36 protein-coding genes are annotated in these 20,233 nt (G+C 22.5%); all 36 read right to left on the reverse strand.

Going from position 1 to position 20,233, the window contains the following annotated elements; translation table 11 throughout:
• Positions 1–27 precede the first annotated feature (27 nt).
• Entirely contained in the window at positions 28–756 is a 729-nt protein-coding gene (gene truA / locus DH96_RS01275; protein ID WP_066540541.1) for a tRNA pseudouridine(38-40) synthase TruA, read from the reverse strand.
• A gap of 56 nt (positions 757–812) precedes the next feature.
• Positions 813–1,793, reverse strand: a complete 981-nt coding sequence (locus DH96_RS01280) for an energy-coupling factor transporter transmembrane component T family protein (RefSeq protein WP_066540539.1) — start codon at positions 1,791–1,793, stop codon at positions 813–815.
• A gap of 9 nt (positions 1,794–1,802) precedes the next feature.
• Complete coding sequence (locus tag DH96_RS01285) at positions 1,803–2,660, reverse strand: ATP-binding cassette domain-containing protein (RefSeq protein WP_066540537.1); 858 nt, start codon at positions 2,658–2,660, stop codon at positions 1,803–1,805.
• A complete protein-coding gene (locus tag DH96_RS01290) occupies positions 2,636–3,457 on the reverse strand; it encodes an ATP-binding cassette domain-containing protein (RefSeq protein WP_066540534.1) in 822 nt (273 codons plus the stop codon). Before DH96_RS01290 ends, DH96_RS01285 begins: the two co-directional genes overlap by 25 nt.
• 110 nt (positions 3,458–3,567) lie before the next feature.
• Positions 3,568–3,921, reverse strand: coding sequence for a 50S ribosomal protein L17 (gene rplQ, locus DH96_RS01295; protein ID WP_066540531.1), 354 nt, complete (start codon positions 3,919–3,921; stop codon positions 3,568–3,570).
• A 93-nt stretch (positions 3,922–4,014) separates the two neighbouring features.
• The gene (locus DH96_RS01300; RefSeq protein WP_111961295.1) at positions 4,015–4,986 is read right to left on the reverse strand and encodes a DNA-directed RNA polymerase subunit alpha; all 972 of its coding nucleotides are present in this window, start codon (positions 4,984–4,986) and stop codon (positions 4,015–4,017) included.
• Between the two features lie 33 nt (positions 4,987–5,019).
• Positions 5,020–5,415, reverse strand: coding sequence for a 30S ribosomal protein S11 (gene rpsK, locus DH96_RS01305; protein ID WP_111961296.1), 396 nt, complete (start codon positions 5,413–5,415; stop codon positions 5,020–5,022).
• A gap of 15 nt (positions 5,416–5,430) precedes the next feature.
• The gene (rpsM, locus tag DH96_RS01310; RefSeq protein ID WP_111961297.1) at positions 5,431–5,823 is read right to left on the reverse strand and encodes a 30S ribosomal protein S13; all 393 of its coding nucleotides are present in this window, start codon (positions 5,821–5,823) and stop codon (positions 5,431–5,433) included.
• A gap of 31 nt (positions 5,824–5,854) precedes the next feature.
• Positions 5,855–5,971, reverse strand: coding sequence for a 50S ribosomal protein L36 (rpmJ, locus tag DH96_RS01315; protein WP_111961298.1), 117 nt, complete (start codon positions 5,969–5,971; stop codon positions 5,855–5,857).
• 31 nt (positions 5,972–6,002) lie between these two features.
• Positions 6,003–6,281 (reverse strand): translation initiation factor IF-1, encoded by a 279-nt coding sequence (infA, locus tag DH96_RS01320; protein WP_320410434.1) that lies wholly within the window; start codon positions 6,279–6,281, stop codon positions 6,003–6,005.
• Positions 6,278–7,039 carry a type I methionyl aminopeptidase gene (map, locus tag DH96_RS01325; protein WP_111961335.1) on the reverse strand — a complete coding sequence of 254 codons (762 nt, stop codon included), beginning with the start codon at positions 7,037–7,039 and terminating at the stop codon, positions 6,278–6,280. Before map ends, infA begins: the two co-directional genes overlap by 4 nt.
• A 21-nt stretch (positions 7,040–7,060) precedes the next feature.
• Positions 7,061–8,323 (reverse strand): preprotein translocase subunit SecY, encoded by a 1,263-nt coding sequence (gene secY, locus DH96_RS01330; protein WP_111961299.1) that lies wholly within the window; start codon positions 8,321–8,323, stop codon positions 7,061–7,063.
• A gap of 8 nt (positions 8,324–8,331) precedes the next feature.
• On the reverse strand, positions 8,332–8,778 hold the full coding sequence (gene rplO, locus DH96_RS01335) for a 50S ribosomal protein L15 (RefSeq protein ID WP_111961300.1): 447 nt from the start codon (positions 8,776–8,778) through the stop codon (positions 8,332–8,334).
• A 9-nt stretch (positions 8,779–8,787) separates the two neighbouring features.
• Positions 8,788–8,985: a 50S ribosomal protein L30 gene (gene rpmD, locus DH96_RS01340; protein ID WP_111961301.1), complete on the reverse strand. Its 198-nt coding sequence runs from the start codon at positions 8,983–8,985 to the stop codon at positions 8,788–8,790.
• On the reverse strand, positions 8,982–9,533 hold the full coding sequence (rpsE, locus tag DH96_RS01345; protein ID WP_420885378.1) for a 30S ribosomal protein S5: 552 nt from the start codon (positions 9,531–9,533) through the stop codon (positions 8,982–8,984). The genes rpmD and rpsE overlap by 4 nt, the downstream gene beginning before the upstream one ends.
• A complete protein-coding gene (gene rplR / locus DH96_RS01350) occupies positions 9,530–9,883 on the reverse strand; it encodes a 50S ribosomal protein L18 (RefSeq protein WP_111961302.1) in 354 nt (117 codons plus the stop codon). Before rplR ends, rpsE begins: the two co-directional genes overlap by 4 nt.
• Before the next feature lie 25 nt (positions 9,884–9,908).
• Positions 9,909–10,451, reverse strand: coding sequence for a 50S ribosomal protein L6 (rplF, locus tag DH96_RS01355; protein ID WP_111961303.1), 543 nt, complete (start codon positions 10,449–10,451; stop codon positions 9,909–9,911).
• 21 nt (positions 10,452–10,472) lie between these two features.
• A complete protein-coding gene (gene rpsH, locus DH96_RS01360) occupies positions 10,473–10,847 on the reverse strand; it encodes a 30S ribosomal protein S8 (protein ID WP_111961304.1) in 375 nt (124 codons plus the stop codon).
• A 30-nt stretch (positions 10,848–10,877) separates the two neighbouring features.
• Complete coding sequence (gene rpsN, locus DH96_RS01365) at positions 10,878–11,147, reverse strand: 30S ribosomal protein S14 (protein WP_111961305.1); 270 nt, start codon at positions 11,145–11,147, stop codon at positions 10,878–10,880.
• Positions 11,148–11,176: 29 nt separating this feature from the next.
• Positions 11,177–11,716 carry a 50S ribosomal protein L5 gene (gene rplE / locus DH96_RS01370; RefSeq protein ID WP_111961306.1) on the reverse strand — a complete coding sequence of 180 codons (540 nt, stop codon included), beginning with the start codon at positions 11,714–11,716 and terminating at the stop codon, positions 11,177–11,179.
• 16 nt (positions 11,717–11,732) lie between these two features.
• Positions 11,733–12,080 carry a 50S ribosomal protein L24 gene (gene rplX, locus DH96_RS01375; RefSeq protein ID WP_111961307.1) on the reverse strand — a complete coding sequence of 116 codons (348 nt, stop codon included), beginning with the start codon at positions 12,078–12,080 and terminating at the stop codon, positions 11,733–11,735.
• A 23-nt stretch (positions 12,081–12,103) separates the two neighbouring features.
• Entirely contained in the window at positions 12,104–12,484 is a 381-nt protein-coding gene (gene rplN / locus DH96_RS01380; protein WP_111961308.1) for a 50S ribosomal protein L14, read from the reverse strand.
• A complete protein-coding gene (gene rpsQ, locus DH96_RS01385; protein WP_111961309.1) occupies positions 12,468–12,755 on the reverse strand; it encodes a 30S ribosomal protein S17 in 288 nt (95 codons plus the stop codon). The genes rplN and rpsQ overlap by 17 nt, the downstream gene beginning before the upstream one ends.
• Before the next feature lie 31 nt (positions 12,756–12,786).
• Positions 12,787–12,999, reverse strand: coding sequence for a 50S ribosomal protein L29 (gene rpmC / locus DH96_RS01390; RefSeq protein WP_220084268.1), 213 nt, complete (start codon positions 12,997–12,999; stop codon positions 12,787–12,789).
• Entirely contained in the window at positions 12,996–13,418 is a 423-nt protein-coding gene (rplP, locus tag DH96_RS01395) for a 50S ribosomal protein L16 (RefSeq protein ID WP_111961310.1), read from the reverse strand. The genes rpmC and rplP overlap by 4 nt, the downstream gene beginning before the upstream one ends.
• Positions 13,419–13,457: 39 nt before the next feature.
• Positions 13,458–14,165 carry a 30S ribosomal protein S3 gene (rpsC, locus tag DH96_RS01400; RefSeq protein WP_111961311.1) on the reverse strand — a complete coding sequence of 236 codons (708 nt, stop codon included), beginning with the start codon at positions 14,163–14,165 and terminating at the stop codon, positions 13,458–13,460.
• A complete protein-coding gene (rplV, locus tag DH96_RS01405; protein WP_111961312.1) occupies positions 14,149–14,529 on the reverse strand; it encodes a 50S ribosomal protein L22 in 381 nt (126 codons plus the stop codon). Before rplV ends, rpsC begins: the two co-directional genes overlap by 17 nt.
• A 26-nt stretch (positions 14,530–14,555) precedes the next feature.
• A complete protein-coding gene (gene rpsS, locus DH96_RS01410; protein ID WP_111961313.1) occupies positions 14,556–14,837 on the reverse strand; it encodes a 30S ribosomal protein S19 in 282 nt (93 codons plus the stop codon).
• Between the two features lie 30 nt (positions 14,838–14,867).
• A complete protein-coding gene (gene rplB / locus DH96_RS01415; protein WP_111961314.1) occupies positions 14,868–15,698 on the reverse strand; it encodes a 50S ribosomal protein L2 in 831 nt (276 codons plus the stop codon).
• A 147-nt stretch (positions 15,699–15,845) separates the two neighbouring features.
• Complete coding sequence (gene rplW, locus DH96_RS01420; RefSeq protein WP_111961315.1) at positions 15,846–16,133, reverse strand: 50S ribosomal protein L23; 288 nt, start codon at positions 16,131–16,133, stop codon at positions 15,846–15,848.
• Positions 16,133–16,762, reverse strand: coding sequence for a 50S ribosomal protein L4 (gene rplD, locus DH96_RS01425; RefSeq protein ID WP_111961316.1), 630 nt, complete (start codon positions 16,760–16,762; stop codon positions 16,133–16,135). The genes rplW and rplD overlap by 1 nt, the downstream gene beginning before the upstream one ends.
• The gene (rplC, locus tag DH96_RS01430; protein ID WP_111961317.1) at positions 16,755–17,414 is read right to left on the reverse strand and encodes a 50S ribosomal protein L3; all 660 of its coding nucleotides are present in this window, start codon (positions 17,412–17,414) and stop codon (positions 16,755–16,757) included. The genes rplD and rplC overlap by 8 nt, the downstream gene beginning before the upstream one ends.
• Before the next feature lie 79 nt (positions 17,415–17,493).
• Positions 17,494–17,808: a 30S ribosomal protein S10 gene (gene rpsJ / locus DH96_RS01435; protein ID WP_111961338.1), complete on the reverse strand. Its 315-nt coding sequence runs from the start codon at positions 17,806–17,808 to the stop codon at positions 17,494–17,496.
• Between the two features lie 590 nt (positions 17,809–18,398).
• The gene (gene rsmH / locus DH96_RS01440; protein ID WP_111961318.1) at positions 18,399–19,328 is read right to left on the reverse strand and encodes a 16S rRNA (cytosine(1402)-N(4))-methyltransferase RsmH; all 930 of its coding nucleotides are present in this window, start codon (positions 19,326–19,328) and stop codon (positions 18,399–18,401) included.
• Positions 19,329–19,366: 38 nt separating this feature from the next.
• Positions 19,367–19,585: a DNA-directed RNA polymerase subunit omega gene (gene rpoZ, locus DH96_RS01445; RefSeq protein ID WP_111961319.1), complete on the reverse strand. Its 219-nt coding sequence runs from the start codon at positions 19,583–19,585 to the stop codon at positions 19,367–19,369.
• Positions 19,586–19,600: 15 nt separating this feature from the next.
• Positions 19,601–20,233: a guanylate kinase gene (gene gmk, locus DH96_RS01450; protein WP_111961320.1), complete on the reverse strand. Its 633-nt coding sequence runs from the start codon at positions 20,231–20,233 to the stop codon at positions 19,601–19,603.

Raw genomic sequence — 20,233 nt, forward strand, 5'->3', positions numbered from 1 at the left:
TTTAATACTATCCTTTTTTTTGTATATTTAATAAAAAACTTTTTTTAAATAAAGACCACAAGGTGGTGCCACAAAAGGTAATTTTTTTTTAGTTTTTAAATTAAACATATTTTGTAAATCTAAAAAACTCTTTTGTTTTTGACCAATTTTAATCAAAAAACCAACTAAAAACAAAATCATTTGTTTTAAAAAACTTTTTCCGTGAAAAAATAAACAATATTTTAATTCCGTTTCTTTTGAAAAAACTTTAAAAATATGCCGAATAGAACTTTTATTTTTATTTTTGTTACTAGTAAACAAAAAAAAATTTTGTTCACCTTCTAATAAAGTTAAAGCTTGATTGATCAAAATAAAATTTAAATTTTTAAAATAAACTTGAAAACGACAATTAAAAGAATTTAAAGATGTTTTAGAAAAAACATATTTATAAATTTTAGATTTTGCGCTATAACGAGCATGAAAAGAATTATGAACTTTTTCTATATCTATAACCCTTATATCTTTTGGTAAAGCAATATTTAAAATTTTTTTAAAAATATTAGGAAAAATAAAAAAGTTGGTTTTAAAATGTACAACTTGACCTAAAGCATGTACCCCTTTGTCTGTTCTACTAGAAGCAAATGTATTAATTTTTTTTTTAGTTATTTTAAATAAAGATTTTTCTAACATAGATTGAATAGTTTTTAAAAAAGGTTGTTTTTGATAACCATAATAATCAGTTCCATCGTAACTTAAAATTAATTTATAAGTAGTCATAATTCAATTTATATTAAACCTCTTTTTTTATGTATTTTTGTTAAAAAAATAAAAAACTAGTAAAAAAAACTATATACAAAAAAAAATAAAACAATAAATAATATCAAATAGTCATTTATACTCATTTTATAAAAAGAAAGTTTAGTACGTGAATTACCTAAAATAAAACCTCTCGTTTCCATAGCATTAGCTAAAACAAAAGATTTTTGAAAAACTAAAATAAAAATAGGGATTATTAAAGCTAATAAAAAATAAATTTTTTTAAAAATATTATTAGTATAAAAATTCAAACCTCTAGATATTTGTGCTTTAATAATTCTATGAACTTCATTTAATAAAAAAGGAATAGACATGAAAATTAATGATAACATAATTGTAAAAATTTCAACAGGAATTCCAATTTTTTTCAAAGGTTTGAAAATAATTTCTAAACCATCATTAATTTCCATAAAAGAAGTAGTTTCACTTATTAAAATATTTAGAATCAATATTAATAAAATACGAAAAAAAACTATAATTATTTTTAATAAATCTTTAGTTTTAAAAAATAGAATTTGTATATTATATACATATATATCATTAATAAAAAGAATAAAAGGAATCATAAATAAAATAATCATATTGATTAACCAATAAATATTTTTATTTATTTTTTTTTTAAAAAAAAACCAAAATAATAAAAAAATAATAAAAAACCAAAAAAAAGTATGTTTAAAACAATAAATTTTAAAATATTTTTCTGAAGGTTGATCAAAAGAAAAATAAATTAAAAAACTAAAAAAAATAAAAAATTTTAGATGAAGAAACTTTTTTATTAACTCCATAAAAGAAAAATTAATAGAAAATAACAATAAAAATAAAGTTATAGTAACGAAAAAAAAAGGTAAAAAAGATAATAAAAGACTTATTTTTTTTTTTTCTTGAAATAAAAAATCAAAATTCAAAGTAAAAATAATTTTAAATAAAAGAATAGTTAAAATAATCTTTAAAGCAGGATTGATAGAAAATAAAAAAGATTTTTTTTTTATTAATATCATGATTATATTTTATTTTTTTCCTTTTTCATTTTCTATCAAATAATTTAATAATTGTTTAAAATCATATTTTAATTCAAATTTAATTCCTATTTTTTTATTTAAAAAATTTAAAATTTTAAATGATTGTGGTTCTGATGAAAAATTACATTGATTCATAATTTTGGGCATAAAAAAATAATCCTTTTTACCATAAAAAATAATTTCTCCTTTATCTAAAAGTAAAACCTTACTAGCATATTTAGCTACTAAATCTATATTATGAGTAATAAAGATAATAGTTTTTTTTTCATTTTTATTTTGTTTTTTTAAAATATTCATAATTTCTATTTGTGATTTAGAATCTAAACCTCTTGTTGGTTCATCTAAAATCAAAATAGAAGGCTCCATAGATAAAACACCAGCAATAGCTACTTTTCTTTGTTGACCTCCGGATAATTTAAAAGGAGAAATATTAAAAAATTCTTTCGAAATTCCTACTTTAATTAAAGATTCAATAGCAATTTTTTCAGATTCTAAATTACTTTTATTAAAATTTTTAGGAGCGAACATTACATCTTTTAAAACAGTAGTTTCGAATAGTTGATATTCAGGAAATTGAAAAACTAAACCTATTTTTCTTTTTAATAAAAATAATTCCTTATTAGATGTTTTATAATTTATTCTTTTACCAAATAAATCTATATATCCTTTTGATGGTAATAATAAATTATTCATTAATTGAACTAAAGTAGATTTGCCTGATCCTACTTTACCAAGTAAAGCAATAAATTCATTCTTTGGATTTATTTTTAAATTAATATTTTTTAAAACATATTTTTTTTCTTTTTTATTATAAGAAAAACTTACGTTTGTAAACTGTATTCCCATAGTTTATCCTTTAGTTTCATTAAATAATTAGGATTCATTTTTTTCATATATTTTTCTTTACAAAATTCACTATATAATTGTAGCGATAAAGGTAAATTAAAAAAAAATTTTTTTAAAAATACAGTATCTTTTAAAAAATTACGAGATTGATCATGTCTCCATAAAGAACCATTATTTAATATTATTATCTCATCACTTTTTAGCGCTAAAGAAAAATCATGTGTAATAGTAATTATAATTTTATTTTTTTTATGAAGTGTATGAATAATACTATTAATTTCTTTAACCCCTTCAGGATCTAAAAAAGAGGTAGGTTCATCAAAAATAACTATTTTAGGTTCCAAAGCTAAAACTGAAGCTATAGCAACTTTTTGTTTTTGACCACCAGATAGTTCTTGTGGTTTTTTATCTAATAAATCTAAAATACCTAACATAGAAGCATATTTATAAATTATTTGATGAATTTTTTCTCTTGAGATTTTTTTATTTTCTAAACCAAAAGCTATATCACTTTTCACATCAAATCCAATAAATTGATGATCAGGATTTTGAAAAATAATACCCATTAAAGAACGTAAATCAACAATTGTATTTTCATTTAACTCTAAATTATTAATCCAAATTTTACCTTCAAAAGAAGATGGAAATAAACCCATTAAAATTTGAGCTAAAGTCGATTTACCAGAACCATTATGACCAATTATAGAAACCCATTTATTATCAGAAATTTGAAAATTCAAATTTTTCAAAACTTTTATTTTATTGAAACTAAAATTTAAATTTTTAACAATTATCATTTGTCTTTAATAACCTAATTATTTTTTATAAAACATATTATATTAATATTTAATATAATCAACCTAATCAAATAAAAAATTTTATTTATTTTTAATTTGATAAAATATCATTATACTAAAGAAATAAAAGCCATAGGTGCAGAATCACCTCTACGATATTCACTTTTAATAATCCTTGTATATCCACTATTTCTGTTAGGATATCTTTTAGACAGATCTTGAAATAACTTTTGTAAAATAGTTTGTTTTTCATTAATTTTTTGATTAAAAAAAAGAAGTAAAACTTTTCTTTTAGTATTAAAATTCGTTTTTTTACTTAAATTAATCACTTTATCAAATATTTTTTTCAATTCTTTAGCTTTTGATTCAGTAGTATAAATACGTTCATAAATTATTAAACTAGATACTAAACTTTTCATTAAAGATTTTTTTTGTGAAGTATTTCTTCTTAATCTGCTATACATTTTTAATATTTATTACCTTTCCTTTTATTTATAAAATATATCATATTCTTCTATATTATAATCAAAATAAATATTTTTTTATATTTTAGATTATTAATCATTATCATCATCTTTATTATCTGGTTTAAAACAAAGTCCAAATTCTTTCATTTTATTCTTTAATTCTTCTAAAGATTTTTTTCCTAAACTATGTAATTTAGTAATAAATTTTTCACTTCGTCTTGTTAATTCTTCAACAGTAGTTATTCCTGATTTTTTTAAACTATTAAATAATCTTACTGAAACTTCTAATTGATCAATTCTTAAATCCAAAGCATGATTATAACTTTTTATTTCTGGTTCATAAATAAAATCTATTTGTTTAGCTTTCTCAGATAATTCAGCTAAAGAATAAAAATAATCTACTAAAATTTTAGCAGCAGTAGCTAAAGCTTCTTTAGAAGTAATAGATTTATTAGTTTCTATTTCTAAAATTAATTCTTCTTTATTGTTTAATTTTTGTTCTACATTATAAGCAACTCTTAAAACAGGTGTATATAAAGAATCCATAGAAATAACTCCAAATTTATTTTTGCTATAAATTTTATTTTCTTCTGAACTAACATACCCAATACCTCGTCTTACAGTAATTTCCATTTTAAAATGAACATTACTAGATGATAAATGAGCAATAACTTGATCTTTATTAATAATTTCAACTCCTTCCACAGGAGAAAAATTAGCTGCTGTTATAACTTGTTCTCCAATAGCATCAATTTCCATTTTTGTTTCAAAATCATCTTCCGGAGAATTAACGAAAATAACAACTTTTTTTAAATTTAAAATAATAGACATAACATCTTCATAAACACCTTGAATAACACTAAATTCATGTTCTACCCCTTGAATATAAACATTCACAATAGATGCTCCTGGTAAAGAAGACAATAAAACTCTTCTCAAAGAATTACCAATTGTTATCCCGTAACCTTTTTCTAAACGTTGAATTACAAACCTTTGATTAAATAAATCATAATTTTCTTCTTCATGTATCATAAAAGGTTTTATAAATTTTAATTTAACCATTATAATTTTACTTTCTCCTTTTATAGTATATTTTTAACTACGAGGTCTTTTGGGAGGTCTACAACCATTATGCGGAATTGGAGTCACATCTTTAATAGCTGTAATTTCTAAACCAGATTCTTGTAAAGAACGTATTGCGGTTTCTCTTCCTGATCCAGCGCCTTTAATAAAAACTTCAATCTTTTTCATACCTTGTTCTTTAGCTAAATCTGCTGCTTTTTTAGAAACTTGTTGAGCAGCAAAAGAAGTAGATTTTTTACTACCTTTAAAACCTACATGACCAGCACTAACGCAAGCAATTGTATTACCTTCTAAATCTGTAATATTTAAAATAGTATTATTAAAGGTTGAGTGAATATGGGCAATACCATAAGGAACATTTTTTTTATTCTTTTTATTACGTTTTGTTTTTGTTTTTTTAAGACTCATATCATTAAAATCCTTTTATTTTATATTTTTTATTTTTTTTTGATTTTTAGGAATTAAAGAAATACTTTTACGATTTTTTTTAGCTGTTTTAGCATTATTTCTTGTTTTTTGTCCTCTTACTGGTAAACCTTTTCTATGATGTATACCTCTGTCGCATCCTATCTCCATTAATCTTTTAATATTCATAGTCACTGCTCTTCTTAAAGAACCTTCAACATTTAATTTATTAACTTCAGACCTAATTTGTGTAATTTGTTCCTTTGTTAATTCTTGTACTTTAATATTCTCATTAATGTTTAAATCTTCTAAAATTTTTTTAGAAGTTTTAATACCGATACCATAAATATAAGTTAAAGAAATAATAATTCGTTTATCACGTGGAATATCGATTCCTGCTATTCTTGCCATTTTTCTAAATTATTTATCCTTTCAAATTTTTTTATCCTTGTCTTTGATTATAACGACGTTTTTGTTTGTTTATTACATAAATTCTTTTTTTTCTACGAACAATAATATCATTAACACTACGTTTTTTCACAGAAGCTCTTACTTTCATTTTCTATATTCTCCTTTTATTTTATAAATATTCATGTTTGATCAACCTTATAACGATACATAATACGAATTTTATGATCTATTTGAACTTTATCCCCTTTTAAAATACGAATATTATTTTTATATAATTTACCAGCCAAATAACCAATAACAATTTTTTGATTAGAAAGCAACATTAATTTAAATTTAGTATTCGGTAATAAAGATAATACTATAGCATCATAATAATTTTCTTTTTTCGCTTTTTTATTTTCTTTATTTTTTATTTTATTTTTTATTTTCTTTATTTTTTTCATATTTTTTTTAATCATGTTAAAATTTCATATCCATCTTTAGAAACTAAAACTGTATGCTCAAAATGAGCACTTAAACTAGAATCTACGGTTGCAGCAGACCAAGCATCAGACATAATCTTAATATCTTTGCTACCTAAAGTAAACATAGGTTCAATACAAAAGGTCATCCCTTCTTCTAAAAAATAATCTTTTTCACAAATATCTTTTTTTTGAGTAAAATCAAAATTAAAAATATTAGGAGGTTCATGCAAATTAGTACCTATACCATGACCTGTAAAAATTTCTATAATACCATAATTATATAATTTACCAATTTTAGAAATAGCAATAGAAATATCAGAAACACGATTCCCTGGTTTAACTTTTTCAATACCTTTAAATAAAGCTTTACAAGTATGTTTTATCAATTCTTTTTTTTCATTATTTATTTCGCCTAAATAATAAGTCCAAGCTGAATCAACATAATAACCTTTAAATTTAATACCTATATCGATTGTTATAATATCACCCAATTTTAAAATTTTTTTTTTCGAAGGAACTCCATGTACTACAACTTCATTAACAGAAATACAAGTATAACCATTAAAATTATTATATCCTTTAAAAGCTGAAATAACACCATATTTTTTCATCAAATTATAAGCAGCTATATCTAGTTCGAAAGTAGAAATATTAGGTTTTAAATATACTAGTAAATCTTTCCTGATATAAGATAAAATTTTACCTGCTTGTCTCATTAAATCTATTTCTTCTTTTTTTTTAATAGAAATAATCATAAATAATCCTTCTTAATATTAAAATAATTCATTATACAAAGTTTTAATATCTGTTTTAGTCATTATATTTTCAACATATTCTATAGAAACACCTACAATAATAATAAAACTTGTACCACTTAATTTAATATATTTTTGTATATCGAATAAATGACCCATCAAATCTGGCAAAGCTGCTAACATTGTTAAGAAAAAAGTTCCAATAAAAACAACTCTTAATAATTCTTTAGTTAATTTTTCAACAGTTTCTTTTCCTGGTTTAGTATTTTCTAAAAAAGCATTTTTTCTAGATAAATTTTCAGCAATATCATTAGGATTAACAGTTATAAAAACAGAAAAAAAAGAAAAAAACATAATTAATAAAAGATAAATAAAAAAACCTAATCCTAAATAATTAAAACGTGATTGAAAAAAAATATTTTCTATTTTTCGAAAAAAACTATCTGTTTTTAAAAAAGAACTAATAACATATATAACATTAATAACACTATTAGCTAAAATTATTGGTAAAACGCCAGCTGTATTAATTTTTAAAGGAATATTTTGTTCTACTTTTTCAATATTATTTTTATAAGCATATTTTATAGGTATTTTTAAATAAGCAGAACATAAAATAACTGTTAATATTAATAAAAATAAGAATAAAAAAACAATAAATAATTTTAAATAAATAGATAATTCATTATTATCTAAATATATTATTTTTTTAAAAGTATTAAATATTTCTTTGCTTATCCCAATAACTATTAAAAGAGAAACTCCGTTTCCTAACCCTCTTGAAGTAGCTAAATCAGATAACCATATACAAATAAAAACTCCTGCGATTAAGAAAAAAAGAACTTTTAAAATAATTTGTTTATCTTCTTTAATATTAAAAATTTTTGTTCTTAAAATAACAGAAAAACCTTGAATTAAAGCAAAAAGAATAGTTAAAAATCGAGTCATTAAATTAATTTTTTGTTTTCCTTTTTCTCCTTGTTCTTCTAGTTCTTTTAAAAAAGGAATAAATTTAACTGCAAATTGCATAATAATAGAAGAAGTAACATAAGGCATAATTCCTAATGAAAGAAGACATAAAGGACGAGAATTTTCTCCAAAAATATCAATTTTTAATATATCACGAAAAATTTGGTAAATTTTTAAAGAAAAATATTGTTCTCTACTTAAAGAAGGAATATAAATTCTAGTACCTATTATATATATTAAAATAACGAATAAAGTAAAAAAAATTTTTCTAATTATACTTTTTTTACTAAAAAAAAAATTTAATATCTTTTTCATATCAATTTTTACCCTATTAATTCAATATTTCCGCCGTTTTTTTCTATTATGTTTTTAGATTTAGAAGAAAACTTATTAGCTTGAACAATTAATTTTTTAGTTAAATTACCTTTAGCTAAAATCTTAATTAATATTTTTTTTTGTTTATCGATACTTTTTTTATTTAACAATAAATTTTTAGTTACAATTGTATTATTATCAAATTTTTCTAATTGTTCTAAATTAACTAAAAAATATTTTTTTTTTCCTAAATTAAAAAACCCTCTTTTTGGTATTCTTTGAAAAAAAGGTGTTTGACCACCTTCAAAACCTATTCTAGTTCCGCCTCCAGAACGAGCCAATTGTCCTTTATGACCTTTTCCAGAAGTTTTTCCATTACCGCTTCCTGGTCCTCTACCTAAACGTTTCACAGTTTTACGAGATCCTTTAACTGGTTTTAATAAATGTAATAGCATAATTATTAATTAATCCTCCTTAGAAACAATTATTTTTTGTATTGATACTAAATGATGAATTTTTGCTAAAATTCCTCTATTAATAAAATTATCATCTTTAATAACTTTTTGATTTATTTTTTTTAAACCTAAAGAATAAATATTTCTAATTTGTCTTTTATTTCTACCAATTAAACTTTTTTTTAAAATAATTTTTAGTTTATTCATATATTAGTACTTAACCTTTTAAATCTATAATTTAAAGAAATTTCTCTAATTCTTTCAATATCTTTAACAGTTTTTAAATTTTCTAAACCATTCATTATAGCTCTAATCACATTAATAGGAGTTCTTGAACCAAAAGATTTCGTTAAAATATCTTTTACTCCTACTAATTCAAGAACTGTTCTAGCTGCTTTACCGCCAGCAATAATACCTGTACCTTTAGAAGCTGGTTTTAAAAAAGTTTTCGATGCTCCGAATTTTCCAATAATTTCATGTGGAATAGTATTATTAACAATAGAGATAACAACTAATTTTTTCTTAGCTTTCTCTAAAGCTTTTCTTATAGCATCTACAATTTCTTGAGCTTTTGCTGTTGCAAAGCCTATTTTTCCCTTTTTATCTCCAACAACAACTAAAACAGAAAAACGAAAACGACGACCGCCTTTAACTACTTTAGTAATTCTATTAATATTAATAACTTTTTCTTCAAAAATATTTTTCTTTAGATTATAAAAATCTTTTTTATTAAACGATTTTTTTGGAATATTCAAAATTTGAGACCTTCTTTCCTTACGATGTCAGCTAAAGCTTTTATACGACCATGAAATAAATAACCACCACGATCAAAAACTATATGAATAATACCTTTTTGTAAAGCTTTTTTAGCTATAACTCTACCTATATCAGTAGCTACTTTTATATTAACAACATTCGCTTTAATTTCTTTACTATGAGCACTACACAGAGTCACTTTATTTTGATCGTCAATAATTTGAACATAAAAATATCTATTAGAATAAAAAACACTTAAACGAGGTCTTTCCTTAGTGCCGATAACTTTTTTTCTTAAACGTATATGACGTTTTTTTCTTAAAATAAAAGATGATTTTTTATTTATCATATTTTTTAATAACTAAATATCCTTTCTATTTTTTACTACTTTTACCAGCTTTTCTATGAATATATTGTCCAACTAAACGAATACCTTTTCCTTTATAAGGTTCTGGTTTTTTTAATTTTAAAATTTTGCCAACGAATTCTCCTACAAGTTGTTTATCTATTCCTTTAACAATAATTTCTTTATTTTTAATAATTTCTACTTTTATATTGTCAATAATAGGTATTTTAATCTTATGAGAAAAACCTAAATTAAAAATTAAATTAGAATTTTCTTGTTTAACATCAAATCCTATTCCAACAATTTCCATTTTTTTTATAAATAATTTATTTAAACCAAAAATCATATTTGCTAATAAAGCTCTAGTAGTACCATGAATTTTTTTCATAAAAACATCATCATTGGGTCTGGAAATAGTTATTAAATTACCTTTTAAATTAATATTTAATAAAGTATTAAATTGATATTTTAACTGATTTTGAGATGATTTAACATTTACTAAATTTTTATCTTCAATTTCAACTGTTATTCCTTCAGGAATTACAATTGCTTTTTTGCCTATTCTTGACATTCAATTTTTTCTCCTTCGTTATTACCAAATATAAGCTAAAACTTGTCCTCCAGTTTTTTTTGTTAAGGCTTCGTAATCAGTCAAAATACCTTGAGAAGTAGAAATTATAGCAATACCTAATCCATTTAAAACTCTAGGTATTTTTTTAACAGAAACATATTTATCAACTTTTTTTAAACCTAAAAAAGTTCTTTCTTTGGATAAACTATATTTTAACTGAATAATAATATTTTTTTTCTTATTATTATCAATAATAAAATCTTTTATAAAACCTTCTCTTTTTATAACTTCTAAAATTTTAACTTTTAATTTAGAGTGAGGAACAGAAACTTTTTCATAATACATTTGGTTAGCATTACGAATTCTAGTTAACAAATCAGCAATAGGGTCTATCATAATTAATATTTTATTCTCCTTTTATAGAAATTACCAACTGATTTTTTTAACACCAGCTATTTCTCCTTTATTTGCTAAAAAACGAAATTTAGTACGAGACAAACCAAATTTTCTCATATAACCTCTTGATCTTCCATCAATTTGATCTATATTTTTAAGACGAACAGGAGAAGATTGAATCGGTAATTTAGATAATCCTTTATAATCTTTTTTCTTTTTCAATTCTAAACGCTTTTCTTTATATACAAGATATAATTGTCTTTGTTTAATATTTTTTACAATTTTAGATTTTTTAGCCATACTTTTAAAATACCTCCTCTTCTTCTTTTTTATCTTTTAAATGGCATCCCATAAAATTTCAATAATTTTTTACATTCTAAATCATTTTTAGCTGTAGTAACAATACAAATATCCATTCCATTAATTTTTTTAACTTTATCAAGATCAATTTCAGGAAAAACAATTTGTTCTTTTATACCAAAAGAATAGTTACCGTTACCATCAAAAGACTTATTAGATAATCCTCTAAAATCTCTAATTCTTGGTAAAACAATTTTAATTAGTTTATTTAAAAAAAAATCTTTTTTTAATCTTCTTAAAGTCACTTTTAAACCAATAGGCATACCTTCTCTTACCTTAAAATTAGAAATAGATTTTTTTGCCTTAGTAATAACAGGTCTTTGACCACATATTAAAGTCATTTGTTCTGAAAAATCATCTAAAATTTTAATATTCGAAACAGCTTCACTAATACCCATATTTATTACTATTTTATCAACCTTAGGTAATTGCATTATAGACTTATAATTAAAAATTTCTTTTAAAGTTAAAACTGAACTTTCGTTAATTGTATTCTTATTTTTTATCATCGATTTAAACCTTCTTTTAATTAGAAATATCTAAAATAGCTCCTGTTTTTTTACTATAACGTATTTTTTTATTTAATTCTAAACGAAAACCAATTCTTGTAGGAATTTTTTTTTCTGGATCTATTAAAGCAACATTAGAAGAATGAATTGGAGCTTCCTGTTTTATAATATTTCCTTTAGAATCGTTATCCAGAGGTCTTTGGTGTTTAGTTAAAATATTAACACCTTCTACTAAAACTTTTTTTTCTTTAAAAAAAATTTTTAAAACTTTACCTATTTTATGTCTTTTTTTACCATTTGAATCAATAAAAAAACGATCTTTTCCTGAAATGATAATAACTTGATCACCAACTTTAATATACATTATTATTCCTCATTGTTTATTATTTATATTATAAATACTTTTTCTGCTAAAGAAAGAAATTTAGAAAAATTAATATTTTTTAATTTATTATTTTTTACAACTGGGCCGAAAATTCTTGTGCCTCTTGGTGTTAAATCATCTTTAATAATAATAGCTGCATTATCACTAAACTTAATATATGATCCATCTATTCCACTAAAACCTTTTTTAGTTCTTAAAATTAAAGCCTTAGCTTTTTCTCCTTTTCTTATCATACCAGAAGGAAAAGCTTTTTTAACGGAAACAATCACAATATCTCCTATATCAGCATAACGTCTTTTACTAGATCCAGGAATATCAATAACTAAAACTTCTTTAGCTCCGCTATTATCAGTTATAACAAGGCGACTATTTCTTTGGATCATTTTTTTTCTCCTTTTCTTCTGATTCATTTTTTTTCAAAATACTTAATAACCTAAATTTTTTAGTTTTAGATAAAGGTCTAGTTTCTATAAATTGTACTAAATCTCCTACTTTTGCTATTTCTTTTTCATCATGAATATGAAACTTACTAGTTCTTTTAATACTTTTACCATAAGTTAAATCTTTCTTATAATAATCTACAGCAACAGTAATTGTCTTATCCATTTTATCTGAAATAACTAAACCTTTCATAATCTTTCTTAAATGGCGCATAAATCATTCCTTTCTTTTTTAATATTTATAATTATTTTAGCTTTCTTTTTTCTAATAATTCCTTTTCTCTTATAACTGTTTTGATTTTAGCTATTTCTTTTTTAATTTTTTTAATAATAGATGTATCTTTAAGTTTCGCTAGATTTAATTGTAACTTTTTATTAAATAATTCTTTTTGCAAAAAAACAATTTTTTCTTTCAGTTCTGTTTCGGATAAATTACGAATTTTTTTTATTTTTATCATTTTTCCTGGCCTTTTTTCACAATTTTAGTTTTAATAGGCAATTTATGAGAAGCAAGTCTTAAAGCTTCGACTTCTAATTTATCAGAATTATTTGAATCACTAACCTCAAAAAGAACCTTGCCTTTTTTTACTACCGCTACCCATAATTCAGGAGAACCTTTACCAGAACCCATACGAACTTCTAAAGGTTTTCTTGTTAAAGATAAATGCGGAAAAATATTAATCCATACCTTTCCTTCTCTCTTCATATGACGAGTCATAGCGATTCTGGCAGCTTCAATTTGTTTATTAGAAATCCAAGCTCCTTTTTTAGCAATAAGGCCATAATTACCATTAAAAATCTTATTTTTTCCTTTAGATTTTCCTTCATAACTTAAACGATGAGGACGACGAAATTTAGTTTTTTTGGGCATTAACATATTTTTAACCTCTTTTGATTAATAAAAAAATAGATTTTTTTATAAATTTTTTTTATTCATATCTATATTATTATCTTTTTGATTATTAATTTTATTTCTTTTTTTATTAGGTAAAATTTCATCATGAAAAATCCACATTTGAATGCCAATCACACCATAAATAGTATGTGCTTCATCAAAAGCATAATCTATATCAGCTCTTAATGTATTCAAAGGAACTAAACCTAATGAAATAGTTTCTCTTCTAGCTATTTCAGCTCCACCTAAACGACCTGAAATAGTAATTTTTACTCCTTTAGCGCCTTTTTTTAAAGCTTTTTGAGCTGCTATTTTTTGAACCATTTTAAAAAAAGACCTATTTTCTATTTGCATAGCCATATTTTGAACAGCTAAAGAAGCGTTTTTTTCGCATATTTTAACTTCAAATACATTAATTTCGATTTTTTTTTTAATCAATTCTTCTATCTTGTTAATTAAATTTTGTTTAGTTTTATTATCAGAACCTTGAACAATACCTATTCTAGAAGTATATAGGTTAATTTCGATTTGTTCATTATCAGCTTTTTTTAAACGTTTTATTTCAACTTTAGCAATAGTTCCTTTAGAATAAAATTTTTTAATTAAATTTCTGATACGAAAATCTTCATAAATTAAAAAAGGAACTTTTTTATCATCAGCATACCACTGAGATTCCCAATTTTTAATAATTCCCAATCTTAATCCATTAGGATTACTTTTTTGACCCATTTTTATGCATCTCCTTTAATTCATTTTTATTTTTTTGATAAGAAACAATTATAGTGATATGACTAGTTCTTTTTTTAATTTTGTTAGTTTTACCTTTAGCTCTAGGAGAAAAACGAGTCAAACGAATTCCTTCATTAACAAAAATTTGATCAACATATAAATCATCTTCATTTAAATTATGATTATTAATCGCATTAGCAACTACACTCTTTAAAAGTTTTAAAATAATAGGTGATGCTGCTTTCGAAGTAAACATTAAAATTGATTGTGCTTCTTTTATTTTTTTTCCTCTAATTAAATCTACCACTAAACGAGCTTTACGAGGTGTAATAGGTATTTGATTTGCGCTAGCTTTTACATTCATATTATTATATTATTACCTTCTTTAAATTATTTTTTTGTTTTTTTCTTATCTTCTTTAGCATGACCACGAAAAATACGAGTTGAAGAAAATTCTGATAATTTATGTCCTACCATGTCTTCTGTTATAGAAGTAGAAATATAATCTTTTCCATTATATACAGATATTTTATGTCCGATAAACTCGGGTAAAATCGTACTTCTACGAGAACGTGTTTTAATAATTTTTTTTTTTTTTTTTTCATTTTGTTTAAGAATTTTTGATAGTAAATTTTGATCACAAAAAGGTCCTTTTTTTATAGAACGAGACATATTTTATATATTAAAACTCCTTTATCTTATTTATTTATTACGATGTTTAATAATTAAATGACTGCAAATTTTATTTTTTTTACGTGTTTTTATACCCCTAGCTTTTTTACCCCACGGAGTCATAGGCGATTTACGTCCAATAGGTGCACGACCTTCACCACCACCATGAGGATGATCATTCGGATTCATTGCGGAACCTCGAACTGTAGGACGAAAAGATAAATAGCGTTTTCTTCCTGCTTTTCCATGTCTTATTAATTTATATGATTCATTACCTATAGTTCCTATAGTTGCTTTACACACGCTTAATACTTTTCTAATTTCTCCGGAAGGTAAATTTAAAACAACATATTTATCTTCTTTTTTGACAATTTGAACAGAAACGCCGGCACTACGAGCCAATTGACCGCCTCTACCCGGTTTTAATTCAATATTATGAACCAAAGTACCTAAAGGAATATCTTTCAAAGGCAAAGTATTGCCTACTCTAATATCTACTTGAGAACCAGAAATAATTTCATTACCAACTATTAATTCTTTAGGAGATAAAATATATCTTTTTTCTCCGTCTACATAATGAATCAAAGAAATATAACAATTTCGATTTGGATCATATTCTATCGAAACTACTTTGCCTGGAATATTATCTTTATTTCTTTTAAAATCAATAATACGATATCTTTGTTTTACTCCTCCTCCGCGATGTCTAACTGTAATTTTTCCTTGATTATTTCTTCCTCCAGTATTTTTTTGAAAAACTAAAAGTTTTTTTTCTGGTTTAGAAGTAGTAATGTCGTTAAAACTTTGTAATCGCATATTACGATGTCCGTTTGATGTAGGTTTATACTTTTTTATAGACATTGTGATTATAATACCTTTCTTTATTTAAAAAATAAAAAAAATTTTTTGATACAAAAAATATTTATTTATTTTCTAAATAAATATTTTATTGAAATTAAATCAAAAAAAATAATTTAAATTAAAATTGTTTTGTATTTTTTTTTATTACTATTCATTAAAAATATCAATTTTTTGTCCTGGAAAAAGTTGAACCATTGCCTTTTTATATGCAGAAGTATATCCTTGATATTTTCCTTTTCTTTTAAATTTAGGTAAAACATTTATAATACGAACTTTTTTAACCTTAACAGAAAAAATTTTTTCTATAGCTTTTTTAATTTCTAATACATTAGTTTTTTTGTCCACTTGAAAAGTATATTCATTTTGTAATTCTATTTTTCTATTTGTAGATTCTGTAATAACAGGAGATTTAATTAAAGCATGATAATTAAACATTATTTTAAAACCTCTTCAAAATATAAAACAACTTCTTTGGTCATTAAAAGATGTTTCGTATTCATTATTTGATAAACACTTACGTGATTAACACTTTCTAAAAATACATTTGGTAAATTATTGGTAGCATAAATCAAATTATTAATTAATTCTTTAACTATAATTAATATTTTTTTATTATCATTTATTTTAATTTTTTTTAAAAAATTTTGAAATTCTTTAGTTTTAAAACTTTTTATTTGTAAATTATCGATAATAGTTAAAGATTTTTGTCTAATTTGCATAGATAAAGCAGAATTAAATGCTATTTTTTTAACTTTATTATTAATTTTAAAATCATAATTTCTGGGTTTTGGTCCAAAAGCTACTCCACCACCTCTCCATATAGGAGAACGGATAGAACCATGACGAGCATTACCTGTTCCTTTTTGTTTCCATGGTTTTCTTCCACCACCAGAAACAGAAGCTCTATTTTTAGTAGAATGTGTACCTTGACGCATTGCTGCTCTTTGTTTATTTATAACATCATACAAAACTTGTTTATTAGGTTTTATACCGAATATATTTTCTAATAAGTTTATTTCAGATATAGATTCACCCTCTTGATTAAAGACATTATATTTAAGCATTTTCTAACTCCCTGATATTTTGTTTAAAAGCAGATTTAATAATAACACAACTCTTATTAGGTCCTGGTACACTACCTTTAATTAAAAATATTTTTTTAATATTATCAATATCAATAATTTGTAAATTTTGCAAAGTTACTTGATTATTACCCATTTGACCTGGTAATTTTTTTCCTTTAATATTTCCCTTTATAGGACCCATAGAACCAGGTCTTCTATGATATCTAGAACCATGTGTTTCAGGACCTCTTTTTTGATTATGTCTTTTAATACAGCCAGAAAAACCTTTACCTTTACTAAAACCTATTACATCTACAATATCACCAGATTTAAAAAAATCATTAAATTCTAATTTTTGACCTTCTTGAAATTCTGATAATTTATTATATTTATGAAAAAAAATTTCTTTAATAAAATATTTTGGAATTGATTTGACTTTGTTAAAATGACCTAAAAGAGGTTTTGTGGTAGATTTTTTTTTTTTATAACCAAAACCTAATTGAGTAGCTAAATAACCATCTTTTTCAATTGTTTTTTGTTGTAAAACAATATTATCAGCAACATCAATAACAGTTACAGGAATAGCAAAACCTTTATCATCAAATATTTGAGTCATACCAATTTTTTTACCTAAAATTCCTTTTTTTGTCACTTTTTATATCCTCTTAATTCAAATTATATATAAAATTAATTTTTAAATTTTATTATTACAATATTTAAAAAAACAGTTTCTATTTTTTTAAAAAAATATTAACAGCAGAAGGTAAGTTAATATGTTTCAAAGCTTCGATTGTTTGGAAATTAGGATTGATAATTTGAATTAAACGCTTATGAGTAAAACGACCAAATTGTTCTCTACTATCTTTATTAACAAAAGGAGAACGTAAAACAGTAAAAACTTCTCTTCGTGTCGGAAGTGGAATAGGACCTTTCACTTTAACTCCTGTCTGCGAAACTATATAAATAATTTTTTTTGCAGCTTGATCAATTAAATGATAATCATATGTTTTTAAAAGAATTTTAAAAATCTCCTGCTCTTGCGCCATTTTAATACCTTTCATTTTAGTTAAAAATAGAAAAAAATATTTTTTCATTAAAATAATAAAAAACTATATATAAAAAATATAAATAAAATTTATTTTTAATTTAACATTTTTACACTTTAATAAATATTAATAAATTAAAATTAATTTAAACAATAAACAAATTCAAAAAATTTAAAAAAAATATTTGAATTAATATTTAAAAAAAATTAGATAATTAAAACTTTAATTGAGAATTATTATAATTTAATTTAATAAAAAATTTAATTTTTTTGATAAAAAACAAAATAAAAAACTAAATATAATGTATTTAATATTTTCAGAATAATTAAAACTTTAGTTTAAATGAAAAAATACGATTATCATTATAATTTTCAAAAAAAACGAACAATTTTATTATATCCTAAAAATTAAACTATTGCAAATAAAGTTTTTATACTAGAGTTCAAAATATTAAAATAAATTTCAAAAAAATCTTAATTTTAAACTACTAACTATACTAAACATTATATATAAAAAATAAATAAATATAATAAGAATTATTTGATTTACAAAAAAATAATCCAAAAAATTTTAAAGAAAATAATATTATTTTATATTTTTTCAGCTACTCTTAATTTAGCTGAAGAACTACGAGAATTTTTTTTTATTTCTTCTTCACTAGGATAAATAGGTTTTTTAGTAATAATAGATAATTTAGGTTTAGGTATATCTTTTTCTTTTATAGGTACTTTTGGATAAAAATTATACTTACTATTTTTTTTAAAAAAATGTTTAACTAAACGATCCTCCAAAGAATTAAAAGAAATAACTATAATTCTTCCTTTTTTTTTTAATAATGGAAGAGTTTGATTTAAAGCATCTTTTAAACACTTTAATTCTTGATTAACTTCAATTCTTAAAGCTTGAAAAATCCTTTTAGCACTATGGCCTTTTCTTAATTTTTTTTTTTTATAATTAAAACGATAAAATTTATCAGTAATAGAAACTAATTCAGAAGCATAATTAAGAGGTCTTTTTTTAATTATTTCCTTAGCTATAAGATAAGATTTAGGTTCTTCACCGTAAAACCAAAAAACATCTTTTAATTTTTCAAAACTATAATGATTAATAACATAAAAAGCTGTTTTATTTTGTTTCTGGTTCATTCTCATATCTAAAAATCCATTTTGTAAATAACTAAATCCTCTATTTTTATTATCAATTTGAAAAGAAGATAAACCAAGATCAAAAATAATACCATCTATAAAAAAAACATTTTTTTTATATAATTCTCTTTTTAAATAAGTAAAATTAGAATTAATAAGTTGGATATTTTGATTACTTTTAAATTTATCTAAACAATATTCAATAGCGAAACTATCTTGATCAAATGAATATAAAAAACCATTTAATAAATTTTGAACAATAGCGAAACTATGCCCTCCACCGCCTAAAGTAGCATCTACATAAATTCCTTGAGAATTAATGTTTAAATATTTAATAACTTCTTTAGTCATAACAGAAACATGATTTAATAACATTAATATCTAAACCTTTTCGAATATATTTTGTACACAAATCATTTAAAAATTATTTCAAAATTATTATTAATAATTTCTAACAAAGCTTGGCTTAAAACTTTTTTTTCATCATTTTTATTGGAAATATATATTTTAGATTCTTCGATAATATGAGCAATTTTACTAGATAAATAAGCTAATTTATACTTTGAATCTATTCTATTTAATAATTCATCAATTGAAGGAAAATTAAGACCTTCATTTATTTCTTTTAACATAATTTTTTTCAAAACCTACCTTTTTTCTTTTAAAATTTTTTCCAAATAATAAGAAATACTATTTTTTGTTTTAGAATGTTCAGCTACAATTATAGATATAATCTTATCTACAGCATTTTCTACTTCATCATTAACTACTATATAATCATACTTATACGCTAATTTAAATTCTTCGTCAGCTTTTTTTAATCTTTTTTTCAAAACTTCTTCAATTTCTGTATTTCTTTTTATCAAACGTTTATATAAATGTTGTTTAGAAGGAGGAGTAATAAAAATCAAAACACTATTTTTATTTAACTCATGTTTTCTAATTTCCAAAGCTCCTTGAATATCTAATTCTAAAATAACTTCTTTGCCTTTTTTTAATTTTTCTAACAACTTTTTATAAGGAGTTCCGTAATAATTATGGACAAATTTTTTATATTCCAAAAAATAATTTTCTTTAATTTTTTTTTTAAATTGTTCTTTAGTTACGAAAAAATAATCTTTTTGATTTCGTTCATATGAACGAGGAGGTCTACTAGTCATTGAAACAGAATAAGAAAAATTATGTCCTTTTCTCTGAAATAAAGATTTTAAAATAGTTCCTTTACCTGCTCCCGATGGCCCTGAAATTACTATCATTAAACCTTTTTTATGTAGTTTCAT

This window comes from Candidatus Phytoplasma oryzae (assembly GCF_003263355.1).
GTDB lineage: Bacteria > Bacillota_I > Bacilli_A > Acholeplasmatales > Acholeplasmataceae > Phytoplasma > Phytoplasma oryzae_B.